A 23,356-nucleotide genomic window follows, 5' to 3' on the forward strand; every position below is an offset into this window, starting at 1 on the left:
GCGGCAAACGCGCCGCTCACCTGCCTACCGCATCATGCGCCAAAGCGTAAGCCGGCTTTGCCACCATTCGATTGTGCAATCGCGTGATGATAATCGACGCGCAAGCAAAAACCCCCTGCGATGGTCCGCAGGGGGTTTTCATCGTCGTTGGTATCAGGCGGTTAGCCGCCGACGTCGGCGCTGATCACGTCACCGAACAGCTCCCACTTGTCGCCCTTGAACTTCTCGAGCTGGAGTTGGCTGATCGGCGCGAAGTCGGTCGGGGACGTGTTGATCTGCACGCCCGGCAGCAGCACTTCCGTGCGGAAGTTCTTCAGGCTGGCGGCCTGCTTCATGACGTTCGCGCGCGTGAGATCGTCGCCGCACTGCTTGAGGACCTGGACCAGGGTCTGCGCCACGCCGTAGCCGACGATGGTGCCGTGGTCGAGCTTGTCGCCGTCCGGAAAGTACTTGTTCATGAACGCGACGAAGTCCTTCATGCCGGGATCGCTGTTCCACTGCGAGTCCGAGATGTCCTTCAGGTAGTCGGCGGAGATGATGTCCTGCGAGTTCTCGAACCCGGCGGGCTTGAGCACGCTGCCGACGGACGCCGAGACGTTGTTGAGGAAGTGCAGCGGCTTCCAGCCGATCTCGGCCACCTTCTTGATCGCCTGCGCCGCGAATTTCGGCGTCGTGATGTTCATGAAGACGTCGGCGCCGGTCGACTTCAGCTTGACGATGTGGTTGTCGATGGTCGGCTCGGATGTCTCGTAGCTCTCCTCCATGACGATCATCGACGCGGCCTTGGCGCCGAGGCCGTCCTTCAGGCCCTTGAGATAATCCTTGCCGTAATCGTCGTTCTGGAACAGCACGGCGATCTTGGCATCCGGCTTGTTCTTGAGCAGCCATTTCGCGTAGATCTGCGTTTCGCTCTGGTAGTTGGGCTGCCAGCCCATGGTCCAGGGGAAGTTCTGCGGATCGTTCCACTTGGTGGCGCCGGTCGCGACCAGGAGCTGCGGCACCTTCTTCGAGTTCATGTATTTGTGGATCGCCGAGTTCGGCGGTGTGCCGAGTGAGTTGAAGATCAGGAGGACTTCGTCGCTCTCGACCAGCTTGCGCGCCTGCTCCACCGTCTTCGGCGGCGAGTAGGCGTCATCGTACGAGATGAAGTTGATCTTGCGGCCGTTGATGCCGCCTTCGTCGTTGATCTTCTTGAAATAGGCCGCTTCCGTCCGTCCGATGATGCCGTAGGCGGAGGCCGGTCCGCTGTAGGGCATGATGTTGCCGATCTTGATCTCGGTATCGGTCGCGCCGGTATCGTATTTCTTCTGAGCCGATGCAGTGGAGGCCGAGGCCGCAATGAGCGCGAGCGCGAGTGACGCGGCCGCAAGTTTGCCGGTGACAGCAGGCATTCCTATCTCCCTATTTTCTTGGTGTGTGCGCGTCCCTTTTCTTGTGTTGCCTGTTTTTGGTGACGCAGCCGCAATTCAATACGATTTACTTGATGCCTTCAACAGAAAGCCCCCGCGGCGGGGTCGCAGGGGGTGCTTCTTTAGTAGTCAGGGACGGGCGCGCGCGCGTGTGCGACTGCGAGAAGGTGCATCCGTCTGAGTTGACGAACCGGTCGGGAGCGAGTTTGAGTTGCGCGGCTTCAGTGGCCGAGCTCGCTCGAGATGACGTCCCCGAACAGCTCCCATTTCCGGCCCTTGAACCGCATCATCTGGAGCTGCTCGATCGGGGCGAAATTATCGGCTGCGGTGTTGATCTTGATGCCGGGCAACAGGGTGTCGGGCTCGAAATCCTTCAGGCTTGCCGCCTGCTTCATGACGTTGTCGCGGGTGAGATCGTCGCCGCACATTTGCAGCACCTTCACCATGGTTTGGGCTGCGGCGTAGCCGAACACTACGCCGGCATCGAGCTTGTTGGCCTTGGGATCGTATTTGGCGAGGAAGTTGTAGAATTTCTTCATGCCGTCATCGGCATTCCATTGCGGGTCGGAGCCGTCCTTGGTGTAGCTCGCCGACAGGATCCCTTGCGAGATCTCGAGCCCCGCCGGCTCGAGCACGCCGCCGACCGAGGCCGAGACGTTGGAGATGATGTGGACCGGATGCCAGCCGATCTCGGCCGCCTTCTTGATCGCTTGCGCTGCAAATTTCGGCGTGGTGATGCTGACGAAGATGTCGGCACCGGAGGCCTTCAATTTCACGACGTGCTCGTCGATCGCCGGCTCCGACGTGTCGTAACCGTCTTCCAGCACGATCATCGAGGCCTTGGGGCCGAGGCCTTCCTTCAGCCCTTTCAGATAGTCCTTGCCGAAATCGTCGTTCTGATAGAGCACGCCGATCTTGCCGTCCGGCTTCTCCTTCATGATGTACTTGGCGTAGATGCGCGCCTCGCTCGCGTAGCTCGGCTGCCAGCCCATGGTCCAGGGATATTGCTTCGGATCGTTCCACTTTGAAGCGCCGCTCGCCACGAACAATTGCGGCACCTTCTTCTCGTTCATGTATTTGCGGATGGCGCCGTTGGTGGAGGTGCCGAGCGAACCGAAGATCAGCAGCACCCCATCGCTCTCGACCAGCTTGCGGGCCTGCTCCACTGTCTTCGGCGGCGAATAGCCGTCGTCGTAGGAGATGAACTTGATCTTGCGGCCGCCGATGCCGCCCTCGGCATTGATCTTGTTGAAATAGGCTTCCTCGGCCTTGCCGATCGCCGCATAGGCGGAGGCCGGGCCGCTATAGGGCATGATGTTGCCGATCTTGATCTCGGTATCGGAAGCGCCGCTGTCGTATTTCTTCTGGGCCAGGGCCGGGCCGCTCATCGCAGTGCACAACGCGAATGCGGCCAGAACGCCCGCAACCTGAAATCGAACGGCAGTCATCTTTCTCCACCCGGAACGGATCGCCGCCGCATTGAACAAGATTGATGCCGGACGTCAACAAAAAGCCCCCGCGATCGCTCGCGGGGGCTTCTCGAAGTGTCGGACTATTGCGTCAGGGTGTCACTCGGTGGCGATGTCGCCGCTGATGATCTCGCCGAAGAGTTCCCACTTCTCGCCCTTGAAGCGCTGCATCTGGAGCTGGGCGATCGGAGCGAAGTCGGTGGCGCCGGTGTTGATCTTGACGCCGGGCAGCAAGGTGTCGGGTGCAAAATCCTTCAACGAGGCCGCCTGCTTCATGATGTTGGCCCGGGTCAGATCGTCGCCGCACATCTCCAGGACCTTGGCCAGCGTCGACGCCGCGCCGTAGCCATAGACCATGCTGGTGTCGGACTTGTCGGCACCCGGCATGTACTTGTCGACGAACTCGTTCCACTTCTTCATGCCGGGGTCGTTGGCCCACTGCGGGTCCGTGGAGTCCTTGGCATAGGCCGCCGACAGCACGCCCTGCGCAGCCTCGAAGCCGGCCGGCTTCATCACGCTACCGACCGAGATCGATACGTTGGTGAGGATCTGCAGCGGCTTCCAGCTCAGCTCGGCGGTCTTCTTGATGGTCTGGGCCGCGAACTTCGGCGTCGCGTAGATCAGCAGGACGTCGGGATTGGCCGCCTTGATCTTGACGATGTGACCGTCGATCGAGGGCTCCGACACCTCGTAGCTCTCTTCCATGACGATCATGGACGCGCCCTTGGCGCCCAGGCCGTCCTTGGTGCCCTTGAGGTAGTCTTTGCCGAAATCGTCGTTCTGATAGAGGATCGCGATCTTGGCGTCCGGCTTCTCCTTCAACAGCCATTTCGCGTAGATCTGCGCTTCGCTCTGGTACGAGGGCTGCCAGCCCATGGTCCAGGGGAAGTTCTTCGGGTCGTTCCACTTGGTGGCGCCGGTGGCGACGAACAGCTGCGGGATCTTCTTGGCGTTCAAATATTTCTGGATCGCGCTGTTCGAGGGCGTGCCGAGCGGGTTGAACACGACGATCACTTCGTCGCTCTCGACCAGCTTGCGGACCTGCTCGACGGCCTTCGGCGGCGAATAGCCGTCGTCGTAGGTGACGAAGTTGATCTTGCGGCCGTTGATGCCGCCCTTCTCGTTGATCATCTTGAAATAGGCTTCTTCGGTCTTGCCGATGATGCCATAGGCCGAGGCCGGACCGCTATACGGCATGATGTTGCCGATCTTGATCTCGGTATCGGACGCACCGGTGTCGTATTTTTTCTGGGCGAATGCGGCGCCGGAAGTGAGAGTGATGACCGCCGTTGCCGTCACCAGCGCAGCGGTTCGCAGTGTTCTTTCAAAAAACAATTCGGGTCTCCTTGGCTTAATCAACGGATTGTCAGTTCTTTCTGAGCCGGCCGACGAGTTGCTGGCCCATGATCGCGATCTGCCTCGCGCCGTGCGGCACGAGGTAGATGACGGCGAACAGGAGTACGCCGAATACGGCGCCGGAGAGGCCCTTGGAGATGCCCTCCGCCATGTTCGGCACGAAGATGATGAAGGCTGCGCCGACGAACGAGCCGGGCAGCCAGCCGACGCCACCGACGACCATGCCGAGGAACAGCGAGATCGCCAGCGTGATCGTGTAGCTGTCGGGCGCGACGAACTGCACGGCGATGGCGCCAAGCGAGCCGGCAACGCCGGTGATGCCGGCGGACACGCCGAAGGCCAGCGTCTTGTACAGTGCGACGTTGACGCCCATCGAGGAGGCCGCGATCTCGTTGTCGCGGATCGCCATGAAGGCGCGGCCCGAGCGGGAGCGCAGCAGGTTGACCGAGAAGATGTAGATCGCGAGCACGACGGCGAGCGAGAAGTAGTAGAGCCAGGTGTCCTGCGACATCGGCAGCCCGAACGGCGCGTCGGGCTTGGTGACGACGAGGCCCTGCACGCCGCCGGTCCAGTGCTCGAGGAAGTTCAGTTTCAAGAGCTGCGGCATCGCGGTGGCAAGCGCAAAGGTCGCGAGCGCGAGATAGACGCCCGACAGCCGCAGCGCCGGCTTGCCGAACAGGTAGCCGAATCCGAAGCAGACCGTGGCGGAAATCGGAATGGTCAGCGCATAGTTGACGTTGAAGTACTCCATCAGCACCGCCGACGTATAAGCGCCCACGGCGTAGAAGGCGCTCTGGCCGAGCGAAAACTGGCCGGAGCCGCCCGTCAGGATGTTCAAGGCCAGCACCGCGAGCCCGTAGATCAGGAGCATCGTCATCTGGAAGATGATGAAGTTCTTGACGAACACCGGCACGACCAACAGCACCGCCAGCACCAACAGGGAGGTGCCCGTGCCCAGCGTCATCGCCCGCTTCGGAACTGCCTCGACGGCCGGGGCTTCCGTGACGACGTCTTCTGCAGCGCTCATGATCAAACTCGCTTGACGATTTGCCGGCCGAACAGGCCAGCGGGTTTGACGACCAGGACGGAAATGATCAGCGCGAGCGCGATCGGAAGCTTCAACTCGTTGCCGACGCCGGGAATGTAGGTGCCGGCGAGGTTTTCGAAGACACCGACCAGGAAGCCGCCGACCACGGCGCCGAACGGGCTGGTCAGTCCGCCGAGCACCGCCGCGGCGAAGCCGTAGATCAGCACGCCGCCCATCATGTTGGGCTCGAGGAACACGACCGGTGCGATCAGCATGCCGGCGATCGCACCGATCGCGGACGCCATGCCCCAGCCGAGCGCAATCATCCAGCTCGTGTTGATGCCGACCAGCCGGGCCGATTCAGGCACCGAGGCGGCCGCGCGCATGGCGAGGCCGATCTTGGTGTACTGGAAGAAGAAGTAGAGGCCGAGCAGCAGCAGCACCGTCACGCCGATCATGCCGGCCTGGTGGGTCGAAATCAGCTGGCTGCCGAGGAACGGCGAGGAGCCGAAGGGGGTCGGATACTGCTTGATGGTGAAGTCCCAGATCAGGCCGGCGGAGGAGTTGATGATCGCGAACAGCGCGATGAAGCCGGCGACGTTGGTCAGCACCGGCGCCTTGGCGAGCGGCTTGAACAGGATGCGCTCGATCGCGATGCCGCCGACGAAGGACAACGCCAGCGTGATCACGAAGGCGGCCCAATAGGGGATGCCCCATTGCATCAGCTGCCAGGAGATGAAGGTCGAGAACATCGCCATCTCGCCCTGCGCGAAGTTGAGATGGTCGATCGCCTGGTAGATCATGACCACGGCGAGCGCCATGCAGGCGTAGATCGCGCCCGTGGCGATGCCGGCCAGCACTTGGTTGGTGAACAGCTCCATCGTGCCGGCTCCTCAGTAACCCAGATAGGATTTGCGGATTTCTTCGTTGTTCGCGATGTCCTTGGCGTTGCCCGACATCACGATGCGCCCGGTCTCGATCACATAGGCCTGGTCGGCGAGCTCGAGCGCGAGCTGGGCGTTCTGCTCGACCACCAGGATCGACACCTTGTCCTCGCGATTGATCTTGCCGAGGATGCCGAACAGGTCGCGCACCACGAGCGGTGCCAGGCCGAACGAAGGTTCGTCCAACAGCATCAGCCGCGGCCGCAGCATCAGGGCGCGGGCGACCGCGAGCATCTGCTGCTCGCCGCCCGAGAGCGTGCCGGCCTGCTGGGTATGGCGCTGCTTGAGCACCGGGAAATGCGCATACATGCGCTCGATGTCGGAGACGATGCCGGCGCTGTCCTTGCGGGTGATTGCGCCGAGCTGGAGGTTTTCCTCCACCGTCATGGTGGTGAAGGTGCCGCGGCCCTGCGGCACATGGGCGATGCCGAACCGCACGATGCTTTCGGTGGAGCGGTTGTTCAGCGGCTTGCCGTCGAACTCGATGCCGCCGGTCGAGCGCACCATGTTGCAGATCGCGCGCAGCGTGGTGGTCTTGCCGGCGCCGTTGGCCCCGAGCAGCGTGGTCAGCGATCCCTCGCTGAGCGAGAAGGACAGGCCGTGAAGCGCCTGGACCTGGCCGTAATAGGCGCGCAGGTCCTTGACGTTGAGCAGCGTCGTCATTGGTCCTTGCTCCCGAGATAGGCCTTGATGACGTCGGGATCCGCCTGCACCTGGGCCGGCGTGCCTTCCGCAAGCTTCTTGCCGAAATTCAGCGCGACGACGTGGTCGGCGATCGACATCACGAGGCCCATGTGATGCTCGACCAGCAGCACGGTCATGTGGCGTTCGTCGCGGATGCGGCGGATGAGGTCGCCGAGCACGTAGACTTCCTCGTGGTTGAGGCCGCCGGCGGGCTCGTCGAGCAGCAGGATCTTCGGATCGGCAGCGAGCGCGCGCGCCAGCTCGACGCGCTTCTGCGTGCCGAACGGCAGGCCCGACACGACGGTGTGGGCGACCTCCTCGAGGTCGAGATAGGCGAGGATCTCATGCACCTTCTTGTTGACGTCGCTCTCGCTGCGGCGAACCCAGGCCAGCCGCAGCGAGTCGCTGATGATGTCGCTGGAGGTGCGGGCATGGGTGCCGACGCGGACATTGTCCATCACCGACAAATTCGGAAACAGCGCCACGTTCTGGAAGGTGCGGCCGATGCCGATCTCCGCGATCCGGTGCGGCGGGCGCGTCAGGATGCTCGCGCCCTCCATCAGGATGTCGCCGGACGACGGCTGGTACAGCCGCGAGAGGCAGTTGAAGAGCGTGGTCTTGCCGGCGCCGTTAGGGCCGATCAAGCCGAGGATCTGGCCCTTGTGCATGTCAAAGGACACGCCGTTGAGCGCGACGATGCCGCCGAACACGACGCTGACGTCGCGAACCGCGAGCAGGGGCGATGTCCCCTGCGCGAGCTGTGCCTGCGTCATCTCGTCTCGCCCACTGTGTTCAGTGAGCGAAGGGGCGATGTGAACCGCTCCCGATGACGACAAAGGCTATCTGATCCCCTCGGCCACACGCGCAACTTTCCCTCCTGATTTCAGCTTTTTGCTGACGTCTTTTTTGGAATGCGGCATCAGACCCCCAAGTGCCGCTTCGATGTTCCTTACCATCGCAAGCAGACGCGGTCCAATGTCGTTGATCAAACGCTCTTCCGTGAAGCGGAATGCCGGCGCGCCGCAATTGAATGCGTAGGGACCGGTTCCGTCGTTGAGCCTGAGCGCGACGCCGGCGGCGCCGATGTCGTCGTGCCAATCGCCGACCGAAATCGCAAATCCGTATTTCGCGACCGTCTCGCCGGAGCGTTCCAGCCCGTCGCGCATCTTGGGCCAGCGGCTGCCGTAATGTTCGCGCAAGACACGAGACAGTTCCGCCCGATCGTTTTCCTCGAGCGCCCAGAAATAGGCGCGGCCCATCGCGCTGGTTGCAATCGGCACGCGGGAGCCGACGTCAAGTTGAACGCCGACCGTCTCGCTGCCGCGGCTTTGCCCGAAATAGATCATGCTGTGACGGTCGCGGCCGCCGACGGCAACGGCTCCGCCGGTCGCGCGCATCATTTCCTCGCGGAACGGTTCGGACAAATGCCGAACGCCGAGATTGGATAATGCGGCGTAGCCGAGCGCCATCGCGGCCGGCGCAAGCTGATATTTCTCGAAGCGGGGAACCGGCGTCAGATAGCCGAGCTTGGTCAAGGTATAGGTCAGCCGCGAAACCGTCGGCTTGGGCAGATTGGTACGGGCCGCGATTTCCTGATTGCCAAGAAGTCCGTCGCTGGGCTGGAATGCGCGCAATACGTCTAGTCCGCGGGAAAGCGCGACGACGAAATTCCGATCGGTCGCGGTCTTCTTTCCTGTACGCTTCATCCCAGATCTGCTTCTTGCGCGGAGTCGTTGACAAGCCACGTGCTTCAAAATAACCCTGCCGTCAAGATGCGGAATTAAATTCCGCAGTGCGAAATTCAACAAAAGTTACCCCACCAAGGAGGGACACCGTGAGCGAAGTGGTCAAGCTTGAGCGTCATGACGAAGTCGGGATCGTCACGGTCGACAGCCCTCCGGTCAACGCGCTGAGCGCCGCGGTTCGCGGCGGAATTCTGGAATGCATCAAGGCCGCAATCGCCGATCCCACCATCAAGGGCATCGTGCTGACCTGTGCCGGCCGCACCTTCATCGCAGGCGCCGACATTACCGAATTCGGCAAGCCGCCGAAGGCGCCCGCCCTCAACGACGTGCTTTCCGAGATCGAGAATTCACCAAAGCCGGTCGTGGCCGCGATCCACGGCACCGCGCTCGGCGGCGGCCTCGAGGTCGCGCTCGCCTGTCATTTCCGCGTCGCGGTGAAGGAAGCCAAGCTCGGCCTGCCCGAGGTGAAGCTCGGCCTGCTGCCGGGCGCCGGCGGCACCCAGCGCCTGCCGCGCGCGGTCGGACCGGAGCTCGCGGTCAAGATGATCGTCGGCGGTGATCCGATCGGTGCGGCGGAAGCGCTGAAGAACGGCCTGATCGAGGAGATCGTCGAGGGCCCGGCCGCCGGAGGCGAAGCCTTCGTACGAAAGTTGCTGGCTGAAAAGCGTCCGCTGCGCCGCCTGCGTGACGACAACTCCAAGATCGCGGCGGCCAAGGCCGATCGCTCGATCTTCACCAACGCGGTCGCCGCCATGACCAAGAAGGCGCGCGGCCTGGAAGCGCCGTTCGCGGCGGCTGACGCCGTCGGCTACGCCATCGACCTGCCGTTCGATGAGGGTCTCAAGAAGGAGCGCGAGGGCTTCCTGAAGCTCGTCGCCAGCGATCAGTCCAAGGCGCAGCGTTATGCCTTCTTCGCCGAGCGCGAGGCCAGCAAGATCGCCGGCGTTCCCGAGGGGACCAAGCCGCGGCCCGTGAACCGCGTCGCCATCCTCGGCGCCGGCACGATGGGCGGCGGCATCGCGATGTCCTTTGCCAATGCCGGCGTTCCAGTCACCCTGATCGAGACCGGCGAGGAGCAGCTCAAGCGCGGCATGGGCATCATGCAGAAGAACTGGGAAGCGACCGCCGCGCGCGGCGGCATCCCGGCGGACGCGCCCGCCAAGCGCATGGCGCTGATCAACGGCGTCGTCGGCATCGAGAACGTCGGCGACGCCGACCTCGTCATCGAAGCCGTGTTCGAGACCATGGCGGTGAAGAAGGAAGTGTTCGGCAAGCTCGACCAGTACGTCAAGCCGGGCGCCGTGCTCGCCTCCAATACCTCGTACCTGAACATCGACGAGATCGCGAAGTCGACCAAGCGTCCGCAGGACGTGCTCGGCATGCACTTCTTCTCGCCCGCCAACGTCATGAAATTGTGCGAGATCGTGCGTGCCGACAAGACCGCGCCGGATGCCCTGGTGACCGCGGTCTCGATCGCGCGCAAAATCGCAAAGGTGCCGGCCGTGGTCGGCGTCTGCGACGGCTTTGTCGGTAACCGCATGCTGGCCCAGCGCGGCAAGCAGTCGGAGAAACTGCTGTTCGAAGGCGCGCTTCCGCAGCAGGTCGATGCCGTCGTGACGAAGTTCGGCATGCCGATGGGGCCGTTCGCGATGGGTGACCTCGCCGGCCTCGACATCGGCTGGCGCTCGCGCAAGGACCGCGGCATCAAGTCGGAGATCGCGGACGCGCTCTGCGAAGCCGGGCGCTTCGGCCAGAAGACCGGCAAGGGCTATTATAAGTACGAAGCCGGCTCCCGTTCGGCGCTACCCGATCCGGAAGTCGAGAAGCTGATCGACGAGACGCTGCTTCGTTTGGGCCGCAAGAAGCGCGTCGTCAGCGACGACGAGATCCTCGAGCGCATGATGTATCCGATGATCAACGAGGGCGCGAAGATCCTGGAAGAAGGCATCGCCGCGCGCCCGTCCGATATCGACGTGGTCTGGCTCTATGGCTATGGCTGGCCGATCTACCGCGGCGGCCCGATGTTCTGGGCCGACACCGTCGGCCTCAAGCACATTGCCGATCGTCTCTCTTTCTACGCCAAGGAGACCAACGACCCCAGCCTCGAGCCCGCGCCGCTGCTGAAGAAGCTCGCGTCGGAGGGCAAGACCTTCGCGTCGCTCGCGGCGGGCTCGAAAGCGGCGTGATTGGATTGGGCTCGGTGACTGCGAACACCTTTGCCAGGGCAAGGCTCTCTCCGTTCCCTCCCCCCTTGTGGGGGAGGGTCAGGGAGGGGGGTAGCCCCGGGCGGGGTCCGAGTTCGTGGCACCCCCTTCCCCAACCCTTCCCCACAAGGGGGAAGGGAGCCCGTCTGTCCGTGCCCGCCTCTCGTTTGCAAAGTAACGGCCTTCAATGACCCATCCCGGCGAACAGTTTTATCCCGAGGGCGTGCGCTGGGACGACACCATCGTCCAGGGCACGCTGCCCGACCTGCTGGCAAAAGCCGCCGCGGAGTACGGCCCGCGCACCGCGCTGGAATTCCGGGATCGTCCGATCACCTACACCGAACTCGCCGCGATGGCGGAGCGTGCGGCTGCCGCGTTCCTGCGCGCCGGCTGCGGCAAGAACACATCCATCGCGCTGTTCCTCGGCAATACGCCGGACCACCCCGTCAATTTCTTCGGCGCGCTGAAGGCCGGCGCCCGCGTCGCGCATCTCTCACCGCTCGACGGCGAGATCGCGCTGACCCACAAGGTCTCCGATTCCGGTTCGCGCCTGCTCGTGACCACCAACCTCGCGGCGCTGCTGCCGACCGCGCTGAAATTCCTGGAAAAGGGCCTGATCGATCGCCTGGTCGTCTGCGAGGACGACAATTGGGGCAAGGTCGGCACGCCGCAGGCACCGATCCCGGATGATCCCCGCATCGTCACTTTCAGGGCCTTTGTCGACGGCGCCACTGCGCCGGCAGAGTGGCCCCAAGTGAGCGCCGACGATGTCGCGCTGCTGCAATATACCGGTGGCACCACGGGCTTGCCCAAGGGCGCGATGCTGACCCACGGCAATCTCACCTCGGCCGTATCGATCTACGACGTCTGGGGCAAGCCGTCGCGCGCGACGCGCGGCGACGTCGTCGAGCGCGTGATCTGCGTGCTGCCACTGTTCCACATTTATGCGCTCACTGTCGTGCTGCTGTCCTCGCTCAGTCGCGGTTATCTGATCTCGCTGCATCAGCGTTTTGACGTCGAAGCGGTGATGCGCGACATCGAAATCAAGCGCGCGACCTATTTCCCGGGCGTGCCGACGATGTGGATCGCGATCGCCGCCCTTCCCGATCTCGACAAGCGCGACTTCTCCTCGCTCGCCACCATCGGCTCCGGCGGTGCGCCGCTGCCGGTGGAGGTCGCAAATTTCTTCGAGCGCAAGGTCGGCAAGAAGCTCCGGAGCGGCTGGGGCATGACCGAGACCTGCTCGCCCGGCACCGGCCATCCGCCCACCGGTCCCGACAAGCCGGCCTCGATCGGCCTGATGCTGCCCGGCATCGAGCTCGACGTCGTCGCGCTGGACGATCCGACGCGCGTATTGCCGCCGGGCGAAGTCGGCGAGATCCGCATCAAGGGCCCGAACGTCATCAGGGGCTATTGGAACAAGCCCGAAGGATCCGCGGAGGCCTTCGTCGACGGCCGCTTCGTCACCGGCGACATCGGCTATGTCGATAGCGACGGTTATTTCTTCCTGGTCGACCGCAAGAAGGACATGATCATCTCCGGCGGCTTCAACGTTTATCCGCAAATGATCGAGCAGGCGATCTACACCCTACCAGGCGTGCACGAGGTGATCGTGCTCGGCATCCCCGACTCGTATCGCGGCGAGGCCGCAAAAGCCTTCATCAAGCTCAGGCCCGGCGCAAAGCCGTTCTCGCTCGACGAGCTGCGCGCGCAGCTCGCCGGCAAGCTCGGCAAGCACGAAATGCCGGCGGAGGTCGAATTCGTCGACGATCTGCCGCGCACGCCGGTCGGAAAGCTGTCGCGCCATGAGTTGCGCCAGCAGCAGAAACCATCACAATCCGCCCAACTTGCCACCCGACTTGCATCAGGAGATCGCTCTTGACCGACGCCGTCATCGTTTCCACCGCCCGCACCCCGATCGGCAAGGCCTATCGCGGCGCGCTCAACGCCACCGAGGGCGCAACCCTGCTCGGCCACGCCATCGGCGCGGCCGTCGCGCGCGCCAAGATCGACCCCAAGGAGGTCGAGGACGTCGTGATGGGGGCGGCGCTCCAGCAGGGCGCGACCGGCGGCAACATCGCGCGCAAGGCGCTGCTCCGTGCCGGTCTCCCCGTCACGGTCGCCGGCACCACCATCGACCGGCAATGCGCCTCGGGACTGCAGGCGATCGCGCTCGCCGCACGTTCGGTGATTTTTGACGGTGTGGAGATCGCGGTCGGCGGCGGCGGCGAGTCCATCTCGCTGGTGCAGAACGACAAGATGAACGGCTTCCATGCGCAGGACCCGGCGCTGCTCGAGATCAAGGGCGAGGTCTACATGCCCATGATCGACACCGCCGAAATCGTGGCCAAGCGCTACGGCATCTCGCGCGAGAAGCAGGACGAATATTCGCTGGAGAGCCAGCGCCGCACCGCCGCGGCCCAGCAGGGCGGCAAATTCAAGGACGAGCTCGCGCCGATCACCACCAAAATGGCGGTGACCGACAAGGCGACCGGTGCAGTCTCGTTCAAGGACGTCACGCTCTCGCAGGACGAGGGCCCGCGCCCCGAGACCACCGCAGAAGGCCTCGCCGGCCTCAAGGCCGTCCGCGGTGAAGGCTTTTCGGTCACCGCCGGCAATGCCAGCCAGCTCTCTGACGGCGCCAGCGCGAGCGTGATCATGAGCGACAAGGAAGCGGCGAAGCGCGGGCTGAACCCGCTCGGCATCTTCCGCGGCTTCGTCTCCGCCGGCTGCGAGCCGGACGAGATGGGCATCGGCCCGGTGTTCGCGGTGCCGCGCCTGCTCAAGCGTCATGGCCTCACCGTCGACGACATCGGCCTCTGGGAGCTGAACGAAGCCTTCGCGGTGCAGGTGCTGTATTGCCGCGACAAGCTCGGCATCGACCCCGACAAGATCAACGTCGACGGCGGCGCGATTGCGGTGGGCCATCCCTACGGCATGTCGGGCGCGCGTCTCACCGGCCACGCTCTGATCGAAGGCCGCCGCCGCAAGGCGAAGTATGCGGTCGTCACCATGTGCGTCGGCGGCGGCATGGGCGCGGCGGGGCTTTTTGAGGTGTTGCAGTAGCCGTCGTCCCGGCGAAAGCCGGGACCCATACTCCGCAGCAGGAGTTTGGCGCACAGACAATAATGGCCTGTGCAAGACAACAAAGAGTTGTGGTTATGGGTCCCGGCCTTCGCCGGGACGACAAGGGTAGGAGGATCTGATGGATCTCGCATTCACGAAAGAAGAGCAGGCGTTTCGCGAGGAAGTGCGGTCATTCTTCCGCGACAACGTGCCGCCGGATACGCGGCGCAAGCTGGTCGAGGGCCGCCACCTCTCCAAGGACGAGATGGTGACGTGGTGGCGCATCCTCAACAAGAAGGGCTGGGGCGTCAGTCACTGGCCGAAGCAATATGGCGGCACCGGCTGGACCTCCGTGCAGCATTACATCTTCAACGAGGAGCTGCAGTCCTATCCGGCGCCGCAGCCGCTCGCCTTCGGCGTCAGCATGGTCGGTCCTGTGATCTACACTTTCGGCAATGAGGAGCAGAAGAAGCAGTATCTGCCCCGCATCGCCAATGTCGACGATTGGTGGTGCCAGGGTTTCTCCGAGCCCGGCTCCGGCTCCGATCTCGCTTCGCTGAAGACGAAGGCCGAGCGCAAGGGTGACAAGTGGATCATCAACGGCCAGAAGACCTGGACGACGCTCGCCCAGCACGCCGACATGATCTTCTGCCTCTGCCGCACCGATGCGACCGCCAAGAAGCAGATGGGCATCTCCTTCATCGTGTTCTCGATGAAGTCGAAGGGCGTCACGGTGCGCCCGATCCAGACCATCGACGGCGGCGTCGAGGTCAACGAGGTCTTCTTCGACGACGTCGAAGTGCCCATCGAGAACCTGATCGGCGAGGAGAATAAGGGCTGGGATTACGCGAAATTCCTGCTCGGCAATGAGCGCACCGGCATCGCGCGCGTCGGCGTCTCCAAGGAGCGGCTGCGCCGCATCCGCGATCTCGCCGGTAAGGTCGAATCCGGCGGCAAGCCGATCATTCAGGACGCCGCCTTCCGCGACAAGCTCGCCGCCTGCGAGATCGAGCTCAAGGCGCTCGAGCTGACGCAGCTCCGCGTCGTCGCCGACGAAGGCAAGCATGGCAAGGGCAAGCCCAATCCGGCGTCGTCAGTGCTGAAGATCAAGGGCTCCGAGATCCAGCAGACCACCACCGAACTGTTGATGGAAGTGATCGGCCCGTTCGCCGCGCCCTACGACGTGCACGGCGACGACGGCTCGAACGAAGCCATGGACTGGACCGCCCAGATCGCGCCGAGCTATTTCAACAACCGCAAGGTCTCGATCTACGGCGGCTCCAACGAGATCCAGCGCAACATCATCGCCAAGGCGGTGCTGGGGCTGTGATGCTCTCTTCTTTCCCCCTCTCCCCGTTCTTACGGGGAGAGGGAGGGGTGAGGGGCCTCTCTCCGAGCAGGGACTGTCGAGAGAGCGGTACCCCCTCACCCGACACGCTTCGCGTGTCGACCTCTCCCCGCAAGCGGGGCGAGGTGAAGAAGAGCCCCACGCAATGCTGACACCAGTGACTTGAGGAAACAGAAATGGATTTTGATCTGAACGAGGAGCAACGGCTTCTCAAGGAAAGCATCGACGGCCTCTTGACCGATTCTTACGATTTCGAGAGCCGCAAGAAGTACATGAAGGAGAAGGGCGGCTGGAGCCGGACCGTCTGGGGCAAGCTCGCCGAGCAGGGCCTGCTCGGTCTGCCGTTCGCGGAGGCCGATGGCGGCTTCGGCGGCGGCGGCGTCGAGACCATGATCGTGATGGAAGCGCTCGGCAAGGCGCTAGTGCTCGAGCCTTATCTCGCGACTGTCGTGATCGGCGGCGGCTTCCTGCGTCATGCGGGCAGCGATGCGCAGAAGGCCGCGCATGTGCCCGGCATCGTTGACGGCAGCAAGACGCTCGCCTTTGCCCAGCTCGAGAAGAATTCGCGCTACGATCTCTTCGACGTCACCACGACGGCGAAGAAGAAGGGCGAGGGTTGGGTCATCGACGGCGAGAAGTTCGTCGTGCTCAACGGCGAGAACGCCGATACCCTGATCGTGACCGCGCGCACCAGGGGCGAGCGCCGCGACAAGAGCGGCATCGGCGTATTCCTGGTGCCGGCCAACGCCAAGGGCGTCGCCAAGAAGTCGTACCCGACCCAGGACGGCCTGCACGCCGCCGACATCACCTTCACCGGCGTCGAAATCGGCGCCGATGCGGTGCTCGGCAATCCCGACGATTCGCTCGCGCTGATCGAGCGTGTGGTCGACGAAGCCCGCATCGCGCTCTGCGCCGAAGCGGTCGGCCTGATGGACGAGTCTCTGAAGACCACCGTCGAGTACATCAAGACGCGCAAGCAGTTCGGTGTCGCGATCGGCTCGTTCCAGAGCCTCCAGCACCGCGCCTCCGACATGTTCGTCGCCACCGAGCAGGCGCGATCGATGTCGATGTTCGCGACCATGGCTGCTGATTTCGAGGACGCCAAGGAGCGCAGCAACGCCGTTGCCGCGGCCAAGGTGCAGATCGGCAAGTCGCTGAAGTTCGTCGGACAGCAGGCGATCCAGCTCCACGGCGGCATCGGCATGACCATGGAGGCGAAGATCGGCCACTACTTCAAGCGCCTGACCATGATCGAGAACAGCTTTGGTGACACCGACTACCACCAGCGCCGCGTGGCGGATGGTGGCGGGTTGATCTAAGCGCCGCCACCGTCATTGCGAGGAGCGCAGCGACGAAGCAATCCAGATTTTCTCCGCCGAAAGATCCTGGATTGCTTCGCTTCGCTCGCAATGACGCAGTCAACGGAATCAACGGAGCAACAACAATGAAAAACACCCCGTTCGATCTCACCGGCAAGGTCGCCGTGGTCACCGGCTCCAGCCGCGGCATCGGCCGCTCTTCCGCCGAGCTGCTCGCAAAGCTCGGCGCCAAAGTGGTTGTTTCCTCGCGCAAGGCCGATGCCTGCAAGGCAGTCGCCGACGGCATCAAGACGGCTGGCGGCGACGCCACCGTCATCCCCTGCAACATCGCGCGCAAGCAAGAGGTCGAGGCGCTGATCGCGGGTGCGACCAAGCATTACGGCAAGATCGACATCCTCGTCTGCAATGCCGCGGTCAACCCGTATTACGGCCCGCTGCTCGACATCACCGACGAGGCCTTCGACAAGATCATGGGCAGCAACGTCAAGAGCAACATCTGGCTCTCCGCGCTGGCGATCCCGCAGATGGCGGAGCGCGGCAACGGCTCCGTCGTCATCATCTCCTCGATCGGGGGCTTGCGCGGCTCGACCGTGATCGGCGCCTACGGCATCTCCAAGGCCGCCGACTTCGCGCTGTGTCGTTCGCTCGCCGGCGAATGGGGCCCGAAAGGCGTTCGCGTCAACTGCATCGCGCCCGGCCTGATCAAGACCGACTTCGCCCGCGCGCTGTGGGAAGACGAAGCAAATCTAAAACGCCGCACCGCCACCACGCCGCTCCGCCGCATCGGCGAACCCGACGAAATCGCAGGCGCAGTCGCCTACCTCGCCTCCGACGCGTCGAGCTTCATGACCGGACAGACCATCGTCGTCGATGGCGGCGTGACCACGGCGGCGGCGTAGGTCTCTCAGCTCGTCGTCCCGGCCTAGTGCGCAATTGCGCACGGGGCCGGGACCCATAACCGCAGGGAGTGGTTTGGCGAAGACTGGTCATGCTGGATCGGCATCGTGCGCAATCGATGGATCACGCGGTATGGGTCCCGGCCTTCGCCGGGACGACAGCTGAGCCCGTCTTGACCTTCCCGCCCTAATCCGCTCCCTTTGGCGCGACACAATGACCCTTCCCAGGGTAACGCCAAGGTAGCCGCCATGTCTTTCGTCCTCGCCATCGACCAGGGCACCACCTCATCGCGCGCGATCGTGTTTCGCGGCGACATTTCCATTGCGGCGAAGGCGCAAGCCGAGTTTCCGCAGCATTTCCCCGCCTCGGGCTGGGTCGAGCACGAGCCCGAGGACATCTGGACCTCGACCGTGACGGTCTGCCGCGACGCGATCGCGCAGGCCGGCATCAGCGCAAAGGACATCGCCGCGATCGGGATCACCAACCAGCGCGAGACCACCGTGGTGTGGGACCGCGCCACGGGGCAGGCCGTGCACCGCGCCATCGTCTGGCAGGACCGCCGCACCGCCGACATCTGCGCCAAGCTGAAAGCCGACGGCCGCGAGCCCGTGATCTCGCAGAAGACCGGCCTGATTATCGATCCCTATTTCTCCGGCACCAAGGTCGCCTGGATTCTCGACCACGTCCCCGGCGCACGGGCGCGCGCCGCGCGCGGCGAATTGATGTTCGGCACCGTCGATTGCTATCTGCTGTGGCGCCTCACCGGCGGCAAGGTGCACGCCACCGACGCCACCAACGCCTCGCGCACGCTGCTGTTCAATATCCACACCGGCGAGTGGGACGACGAGCTCTTGGAGATCATCGGCGTGCCGCGCTCGATGCTGCCCGAGGTGAAGGATTCCTCCGCCCGTTTCGGCGAGAGCACGCCGGACCTGTTCGGCGGCGCGATTGCGATCTCCGGCATCGCCGGCGACCAGCAGGCCGCGACCATCGGCCAGGCCTGCTTCCGTCCGGGCATGATGAAGTCGACCTACGGCACCGGCTGCTTCGCCCTGCTCAACACCGGCACCACGCCCGTGGCCTCGAAGAACAAGCTGCTCACCACCATCGCCTACCAGCTCGGTGGCAAACGCACCTACGCGCTCGAAGGCTCGATCTTCGTCGCGGGCTCGGCGGTGCAATGGCTGCGCGACGGTCTCGGCATCATCAAGCACGCCGCCGAAACCGGACCTCTCGCCGATCAGTCGGACTCCATGCAGAGCGTCTATCTGGTGCCAGCCTTCGTTGGCATGGGCGCGCCTTACTGGAATCCGCGCGTCCGCGGCGCGCTGTTCGGCCTCACCCGCAACACCGGCCCGGCCGAGCTCGCCCACGCCGCGCTCGAAAGTGTCTGCTACCAGACTTTCGACCTTTGGGCCGCGATGCGGGCCGACTGGCCGAGCTCGGAAACCGCGAGCGTCGTGCTCCGCGTCGACGGCGGCATGACCGCGTCCGACTGGACCATGCAGCGCCTCGCCGACCTGCTCGACGCGCCGGTCGATCGCCCCGTGATCCAGGAGACCACGGCGCTGGGCGCCGCCTATCTCGCGGGCCTTGAGGCCGGCGTCTATCCCGAGCCGACGAAGTTCGCCGACAACTGGCGCCTCGAGCACCGCTTCAAGCCCAACATGAGCCAGGCGACGCGCGAGCGGAAGCTCGCGGGATGGGCGAGAGCGGTGAAGGGCGTGCTCGCGAGCGATGAGGGCGAGGGGTAGGCCGATCTCGTAGCCCGGATGGAACGCAGTGAAATCCGGGGTTCTCTCCACGGGCACGATTCCCGGATTGCGCTGCGCTCCATCCGGGCTACAAGAAACAGCAACAAAGGGGAGCACCAACAATGAACACGGATTTCAACCGGGTCATGCAGAGGCTTTTTGGCGCAGCGATCTGCGTCGCGCTGCTCACCTCGACCGCCATCGCGCGTGAGAAGCCGGACCCGCTCGGCAGCGCGCGGCTGGTCAAGACCGACGTCGCCGGTCTCAACGCTCCCGCGCAGATTCTGGTCGATGTCTGGGGCATCCCCCACATCTATGCGGGTAATGAGCACGACCTGTTTTTCCTGCAAGGCTTCAACGCCGCGCGCGACCGGCTATGGCAGATCGATCTCTGGCGCAAGCGCGGGCTTGGTCTGCTGGCCAAGGATTTCGGCCCGGCCTATGCCGAACAGGACAAGGCGCTGCGGCTCTTTCTCTATCGCGGCGATATGAATGCGGAATGGGCGGCCTACGGCCCCAAGGGTAAGACCTATGCGGAGGCATTCGTCGCCGGGGTCAACGCCTATGTCACCGATGTGCGCGCGGGCAAGCGCCCGCTGCCGATCGAATTCAGGATCGCCGGCACCAGGCCGGATCCGTGGACGGCGGACGACATCGTCCGCATCCGCAGCCACGGCTTGACGCGCAATGTCGCCTCCGAGGTCAAGCGCTCGTTGGTCGCCTGCGCGGCCGGCCTCGATGCCGATCGGTTTCGCGTCAAGCTCGAGCCGGCGTGGACGACGAAAGTGCCGGATGGTCTCGATCCCTGCAGCGTGCCGAAGGCCGTGCTGGCGCCTTACGACCTGGCGACGCGCCCGGTCGCCTTTGCCGCGCCGAAAGATCGCCAGGCCGCGCTCGCGCACGATCCGGACAAGTACCTCACCGAGGCCGACCAGCAACGCGACACCATCGGCTCCAACAATTGGGTGATCGCGGCGTCGCGGACCGCGACGGGACGGCCGATCCTCGCCAACGATCCGCATCGCGAGCACAGCGTGCCGTCGCTGCGCTACATCGTCGGCCTCAACGCGCCCGGCCTCTCCGTGATCGGCGCGGGCGAGCCGGCGCTGCCCGGCATCTCGATCGGCCACAATGGCACCATCGCCTTCGGTCTCACCATCTTCAACGTCGACCAGGAAGACCTCTACGTCTACGAACTCAATCCGCAGAATCCCAACCAGTACCGCTATGGTAGCGGCTGGGAGGACATGCGCATCGTGCACGAGAAGGAGCAGGTGAAAGGCGAAGCCGATCGCGATATCGAGCTGAAATTCACCCGGCATGGTCCGGTGATCTATGTCGACGACGCCAACAAGCGCGCCTTCGCCGTCCGCTCGATCTGGTTCGAGCCCGGCACCTCGGCCTATTTTGGCTCCTCCGACTACATGACCGCGAAGGATTGGAACGGTTTCCTCGGTGCCATGCGGCGCTGGGGCGCGCCGTCGGAGAATCAGGTCTATGCGGACACCAAGGGCAATATCGGCTGGGTTGCCGCCGGCAAGACGCCGCGGCGCGCCAACTATGATGGCCTGATGCCGGTGCCCGGCGACGGCCGCTACGAATGGCAGGGTTTTCTCTCGCTCGACGAACTGCCCAAGGCCTATCAGCCCAAGCAGGGCTTTCTCGCCACCGCCAACCAGATGAACCTGCCGGCGGATTATCCCGTCAGCGAGCGCAAGATCGGTTTCGAATGGGCGGACAGTGCGCGCTGGCAGCGCATCACCGAGGTGCTGCAGGCCAACAGCAAGGTGACACTGGCCGATGCCATGGATCTGCAGAACGACGACACCACGATGCTGGGGCGGCGGCTGGTCAGGCTGTTGCAGCCGCTCACTTCGGACGATGCCAACGTGAAGAAGGGCCTCGAACTGCTCAAGCCGTGGGACGCGCGTGATGCCGCCGACAGCGCCGCTGCCGCATTGTTCGAGGTCTGGATCGCCAATCATCTTGGACCGGTGCTGTTGAAGACCACGGCGCCCAAGGCCGCCGACCTGATCGCGCCCGAGGCGTCGAGCATTTCTGCGCTTGTCGCCTTCCTGGAATCTCCGGACGCGTCGTTTGGCTCCGATCCCGCCGCCGCACGCGACCAGATCCTGCGCGACAGCCTCGGCGCCGCGGTGGCCGATGTCACAGCCAGGCTCGGGGCCGATTCCTCAACCTGGCGCTGGGGTCGCCTGCACGTCGCGAAATTCGACCACGCGCTGATGCCGCTTGCCGACAAGGCGACGGCCGCTCAGCTCTCGGTCGGTCCGCTGGCCTATGGCGGCGCCGCCAATGTGCCGCGCGCGGCCACCTACCGCCGCAGCGATTATCAGCTGTTCGCCGGCGCCTCGTTCCGCATGGTGCTCGACGTCGGCAATTGGGATGCGAGCCGCACCATCAACACGCCGGGCCAGTCGGGCGATCCCTTCAGCGGTCATTATCGCGACCTCGCGCCGCTCTGGGCGACCGGCCAGTATGTGCCGCTGCTCTACACCCGCGCTGCGGTCGAGGCGGCGACGGCGGAGGCGATCACGCTGACGCCGCGGTGAGTGAGGCGTATCCACAAACTCCGCCGTCGTCCTGGCGAAAGCCAGGACCCATAGCCACCGAGCTAAGTTGCCTTGGACCGCTGGCGGCTCCAGCCTGCCGCAACAGCGACCAGCTGTGGTAATGGGTCCTGGCTTTCGCCAGGACGACCCCGAATGTGTGGCCGGCGTTCAGCTTCTAAGGGACGCATCCCATGATCCTCCCCGACGGCTATTCCGACATTCCCGCCGGCAAGATCGCTGCCGTCGTCACCGATCTCGAGATGACCGCGCGCCCTGCGCGCCGCAGCGATCCGCCTGGCACATGGACCCTGCGCAAGGTCGATACCCCCGCGCTTCATTGGTATCGCGACCTCCATCGCCGCGTCGGCGAGGAGTGGTTATGGTTTTCGCGGGCGCGCATGAACGACGCCGAGCTCGCCGCAAACATCCACGCACCGGGCGTCGAGGTCTATGCGCTTGTCGTGGACGGCAACGATGAAGGCCTGCTGGAGCTGGACTTTCGCGAAGCCGGCCAGTGCGAGCTCGTGTATTTCGGCGTCACCGCAAAACTGATCGGCAGTGGTGCCGCCCGCTTCATGATGAACCGCGCGCTTGAGCTCGCATGGTCACGCGACCTGTCCCGCGTCTGGGTGCACACCTGCACCTTCGACCATCCGTCCGCCGTTGCGTTCTATCAGCGCTCGGGCTTCCGTCCGTTCCGCCGCCAGATCGAGATCGCCGACGACCCGCGGCTCGATGGCACGGCGGCACGGACGGCGGCGAAGCATGTGCCGATCATCGAATAGTGCGCAGCGGCCTCCCCACCGTCATTGCGAGGAGCCCTTGCGACGAAGCAATCCAGTCTGTTTCCGTGGAAAGATACTGGATCGCTTCGCTGCGCTCGCAATGACGGAGTGTGGCGCTGTCGTCGCGTTGCATTGGGGCTACGCGTGGCGGGATCCCCGGATCACGCCAACACTCGGTTCCGGAAGATCATAGACAGCGAGACACCATAATCGCTCGGTCAATGGCTGCACGGGCGGAGCATGCAGCTCTCCGTAGCTGGAGAGCAGTGGGAGGCTAGGCTCCCAACGATGGATGACGAACACCACGCGATACTGTTTCGCCGCGGGCAGTCTTTGCTTGTAGTCGGTCTCGATCACCGTCTCGCCATCTGCGGTCAGGAACGTTTCGTTCCACGCCATCTCTGCGTGCCCTTCGGGGTTGGACGGATCGATTTGGGTAAAATCATGAGGATTGAACCGCGCGTCCGGATTCGCCACGAACACCTCGAGAATTACAGCGTCATCCATGTAACCTCGTAGATTGTCTTCCAATTTCCGCCGCTCCTCACCAGTCAGAGGCACTATTTCATCGCCCCTGCCGGCTTTCCGCAGCAGAGACTTCACCTCTTCGCTGAAATTGGGGGGATCGTGTGAGTCGATCAATTCCCGGATGAAACGGGCATAGGCAGCATTGTCAGCGCTGAAGGAGTAGGCGCCCAGGAGAGTGAGTGAGGGAGGCTGGTCAGCAGTCAAATCGCTCTGCTCCGTGCGGCGATGAGTCCGTGGTACCCGATTATGCG

At 64.1% G+C, this 23,356-nt stretch carries 18 protein-coding genes; 9 read left to right on the forward strand and 9 right to left on the reverse strand.

The window, feature by feature from the left end; all coding sequences use genetic code 11:
* Positions 1 to 161 precede the first annotated feature (161 nt).
* The 8 genes from AC0L20_RS18010 to AC0L20_RS18045 form a co-directional block, all read right to left on the reverse strand.
* Positions 162 to 1,391: an ABC transporter substrate-binding protein gene (locus AC0L20_RS18010; protein ID WP_473290293.1), complete on the reverse strand. Its 1,230-nt coding sequence runs from the start codon at positions 1,389 to 1,391 to the stop codon at positions 162 to 164.
* A gap of 239 nt (positions 1,392 to 1,630) precedes the next feature.
* Entirely contained in the window at positions 1,631 to 2,857 is a 1,227-nt protein-coding gene (locus tag AC0L20_RS18015; protein WP_473290295.1) for an ABC transporter substrate-binding protein, read from the reverse strand.
* 120 nt (positions 2,858 to 2,977) lie between these two features.
* Entirely contained in the window at positions 2,978 to 4,213 is a 1,236-nt protein-coding gene (locus AC0L20_RS18020) for an ABC transporter substrate-binding protein (RefSeq protein WP_473290299.1), read from the reverse strand.
* Between the two features lie 31 nt (positions 4,214 to 4,244).
* A complete protein-coding gene (locus AC0L20_RS18025; RefSeq protein WP_456766354.1) occupies positions 4,245 to 5,261 on the reverse strand; it encodes a branched-chain amino acid ABC transporter permease in 1,017 nt (338 codons plus the stop codon).
* Positions 5,262 to 5,263: 2 nt separating this feature from the next.
* The gene (locus tag AC0L20_RS18030; protein ID WP_007599708.1) at positions 5,264 to 6,142 is read right to left on the reverse strand and encodes a branched-chain amino acid ABC transporter permease; all 879 of its coding nucleotides are present in this window, start codon (positions 6,140 to 6,142) and stop codon (positions 5,264 to 5,266) included.
* A gap of 12 nt (positions 6,143 to 6,154) precedes the next feature.
* Positions 6,155 to 6,868: an ABC transporter ATP-binding protein gene (locus AC0L20_RS18035; protein ID WP_007599709.1), complete on the reverse strand. Its 714-nt coding sequence runs from the start codon at positions 6,866 to 6,868 to the stop codon at positions 6,155 to 6,157.
* Complete coding sequence (locus AC0L20_RS18040; protein WP_473290302.1) at positions 6,865 to 7,662, reverse strand: ABC transporter ATP-binding protein; 798 nt, start codon at positions 7,660 to 7,662, stop codon at positions 6,865 to 6,867. The genes AC0L20_RS18035 and AC0L20_RS18040 overlap by 4 nt, the downstream gene beginning before the upstream one ends.
* 66 nt (positions 7,663 to 7,728) lie before the next feature.
* Complete coding sequence (locus tag AC0L20_RS18045) at positions 7,729 to 8,595, reverse strand: IclR family transcriptional regulator (RefSeq protein ID WP_007599713.1); 867 nt, start codon at positions 8,593 to 8,595, stop codon at positions 7,729 to 7,731.
* Positions 8,596 to 8,723: 128 nt separating this feature from the next.
* On the opposite strand from AC0L20_RS18045, the gene AC0L20_RS18050 reads away from it, so the two are divergent.
* The 9 genes from AC0L20_RS18050 to AC0L20_RS18090 all read left to right on the forward strand — a co-directional run bounded on the left by AC0L20_RS18050 (position 8,724) and on the right by AC0L20_RS18090 (position 22,577).
* Complete coding sequence (locus AC0L20_RS18050) at positions 8,724 to 10,820, forward strand: 3-hydroxyacyl-CoA dehydrogenase NAD-binding domain-containing protein (protein ID WP_473290304.1); 2,097 nt, start codon at positions 8,724 to 8,726, stop codon at positions 10,818 to 10,820.
* Between the two features lie 205 nt (positions 10,821 to 11,025).
* A complete protein-coding gene (gene pimA / locus AC0L20_RS18055; RefSeq protein WP_473290307.1) occupies positions 11,026 to 12,720 on the forward strand; it encodes a dicarboxylate--CoA ligase PimA in 1,695 nt (564 codons plus the stop codon).
* The gene (locus AC0L20_RS18060) at positions 12,717 to 13,904 is read left to right on the forward strand and encodes an acetyl-CoA C-acyltransferase (RefSeq protein ID WP_473290310.1); all 1,188 of its coding nucleotides are present in this window, start codon (positions 12,717 to 12,719) and stop codon (positions 13,902 to 13,904) included. Before pimA ends, AC0L20_RS18060 begins: the two co-directional genes overlap by 4 nt.
* Positions 13,905 to 14,043: 139 nt before the next feature.
* On the forward strand, positions 14,044 to 15,234 hold the full coding sequence (gene pimC / locus AC0L20_RS18065; RefSeq protein ID WP_473290313.1) for a pimeloyl-CoA dehydrogenase large subunit: 1,191 nt from the start codon (positions 14,044 to 14,046) through the stop codon (positions 15,232 to 15,234).
* Between the two features lie 194 nt (positions 15,235 to 15,428).
* Positions 15,429 to 16,571: a pimeloyl-CoA dehydrogenase small subunit gene (pimD, locus tag AC0L20_RS18070; protein ID WP_473290317.1), complete on the forward strand. Its 1,143-nt coding sequence runs from the start codon at positions 15,429 to 15,431 to the stop codon at positions 16,569 to 16,571.
* A 125-nt stretch (positions 16,572 to 16,696) separates the two neighbouring features.
* Entirely contained in the window at positions 16,697 to 17,470 is a 774-nt protein-coding gene (locus AC0L20_RS18075) for an SDR family NAD(P)-dependent oxidoreductase (RefSeq protein ID WP_473290320.1), read from the forward strand.
* A 246-nt stretch (positions 17,471 to 17,716) separates the two neighbouring features.
* A complete protein-coding gene (glpK, locus tag AC0L20_RS18080; RefSeq protein ID WP_473290322.1) occupies positions 17,717 to 19,222 on the forward strand; it encodes a glycerol kinase GlpK in 1,506 nt (501 codons plus the stop codon).
* Positions 19,223 to 19,344: 122 nt separating this feature from the next.
* Positions 19,345 to 21,792 carry a penicillin acylase family protein gene (locus AC0L20_RS18085; RefSeq protein ID WP_473290325.1) on the forward strand — a complete coding sequence of 816 codons (2,448 nt, stop codon included), beginning with the start codon at positions 19,345 to 19,347 and terminating at the stop codon, positions 21,790 to 21,792.
* 191 nt (positions 21,793 to 21,983) lie between these two features.
* Positions 21,984 to 22,577: a GNAT family N-acetyltransferase gene (locus AC0L20_RS18090; RefSeq protein WP_473290327.1), complete on the forward strand. Its 594-nt coding sequence runs from the start codon at positions 21,984 to 21,986 to the stop codon at positions 22,575 to 22,577.
* Positions 22,578 to 22,715: 138 nt separating this feature from the next.
* Here AC0L20_RS18090 and AC0L20_RS18095 read toward each other — a convergent pair whose 3' ends face one another.
* Positions 22,716 to 23,309, reverse strand: coding sequence for a hypothetical protein (locus AC0L20_RS18095; protein WP_473290329.1), 594 nt, complete (start codon positions 23,307 to 23,309; stop codon positions 22,716 to 22,718).
* Positions 23,310 to 23,356: the final 47 nt, after the last annotated feature.

This window comes from Bradyrhizobium sp. Kon58 (assembly GCF_055807455.1).

Coding starts and splice junctions, on each gene's coding strand:
- AC0L20_RS18010 (WP_473290293.1), bottom strand. CDS start 1,391: ATGCCTGCTGTCACCGGCAAACTTGCGGCCGCGTCACTCGCGCTCGCG.
- AC0L20_RS18015 (WP_473290295.1), bottom strand. CDS start 2,857: ATGACTGCCGTTCGATTTCAGGTTGCGGGCGTTCTGGCCGCATTCGCG.
- AC0L20_RS18025 (WP_456766354.1), bottom strand. CDS start 5,261: ATGAGCGCTGCAGAAGACGTCGTCACGGAAGCCCCGGCCGTCGAGGCA.
- AC0L20_RS18030 (WP_007599708.1), bottom strand. CDS start 6,142: ATGGAGCTGTTCACCAACCAAGTGCTGGCCGGCATCGCCACGGGCGCG.
- AC0L20_RS18035 (WP_007599709.1), bottom strand. CDS start 6,868: ATGACGACGCTGCTCAACGTCAAGGACCTGCGCGCCTATTACGGCCAG.
- AC0L20_RS18040 (WP_473290302.1), bottom strand. CDS start 7,662: ATGACGCAGGCACAGCTCGCGCAGGGGACATCGCCCCTGCTCGCGGTT.
- AC0L20_RS18045 (WP_007599713.1), bottom strand. CDS start 8,595: ATGAAGCGTACAGGAAAGAAGACCGCGACCGATCGGAATTTCGTCGTC.
- pimA (WP_473290307.1), top strand. CDS start 11,026: ATGACCCATCCCGGCGAACAGTTTTATCCCGAGGGCGTGCGCTGGGAC.
- pimC (WP_473290313.1), top strand. CDS start 14,044: ATGGATCTCGCATTCACGAAAGAAGAGCAGGCGTTTCGCGAGGAAGTG.
- pimD (WP_473290317.1), top strand. CDS start 15,429: ATGGATTTTGATCTGAACGAGGAGCAACGGCTTCTCAAGGAAAGCATC.
- AC0L20_RS18075 (WP_473290320.1), top strand. CDS start 16,697: ATGAAAAACACCCCGTTCGATCTCACCGGCAAGGTCGCCGTGGTCACC.
- glpK (WP_473290322.1), top strand. CDS start 17,717: ATGTCTTTCGTCCTCGCCATCGACCAGGGCACCACCTCATCGCGCGCG.
- AC0L20_RS18085 (WP_473290325.1), top strand. CDS start 19,345: ATGAACACGGATTTCAACCGGGTCATGCAGAGGCTTTTTGGCGCAGCG.
- AC0L20_RS18090 (WP_473290327.1), top strand. CDS start 21,984: ATGATCCTCCCCGACGGCTATTCCGACATTCCCGCCGGCAAGATCGCT.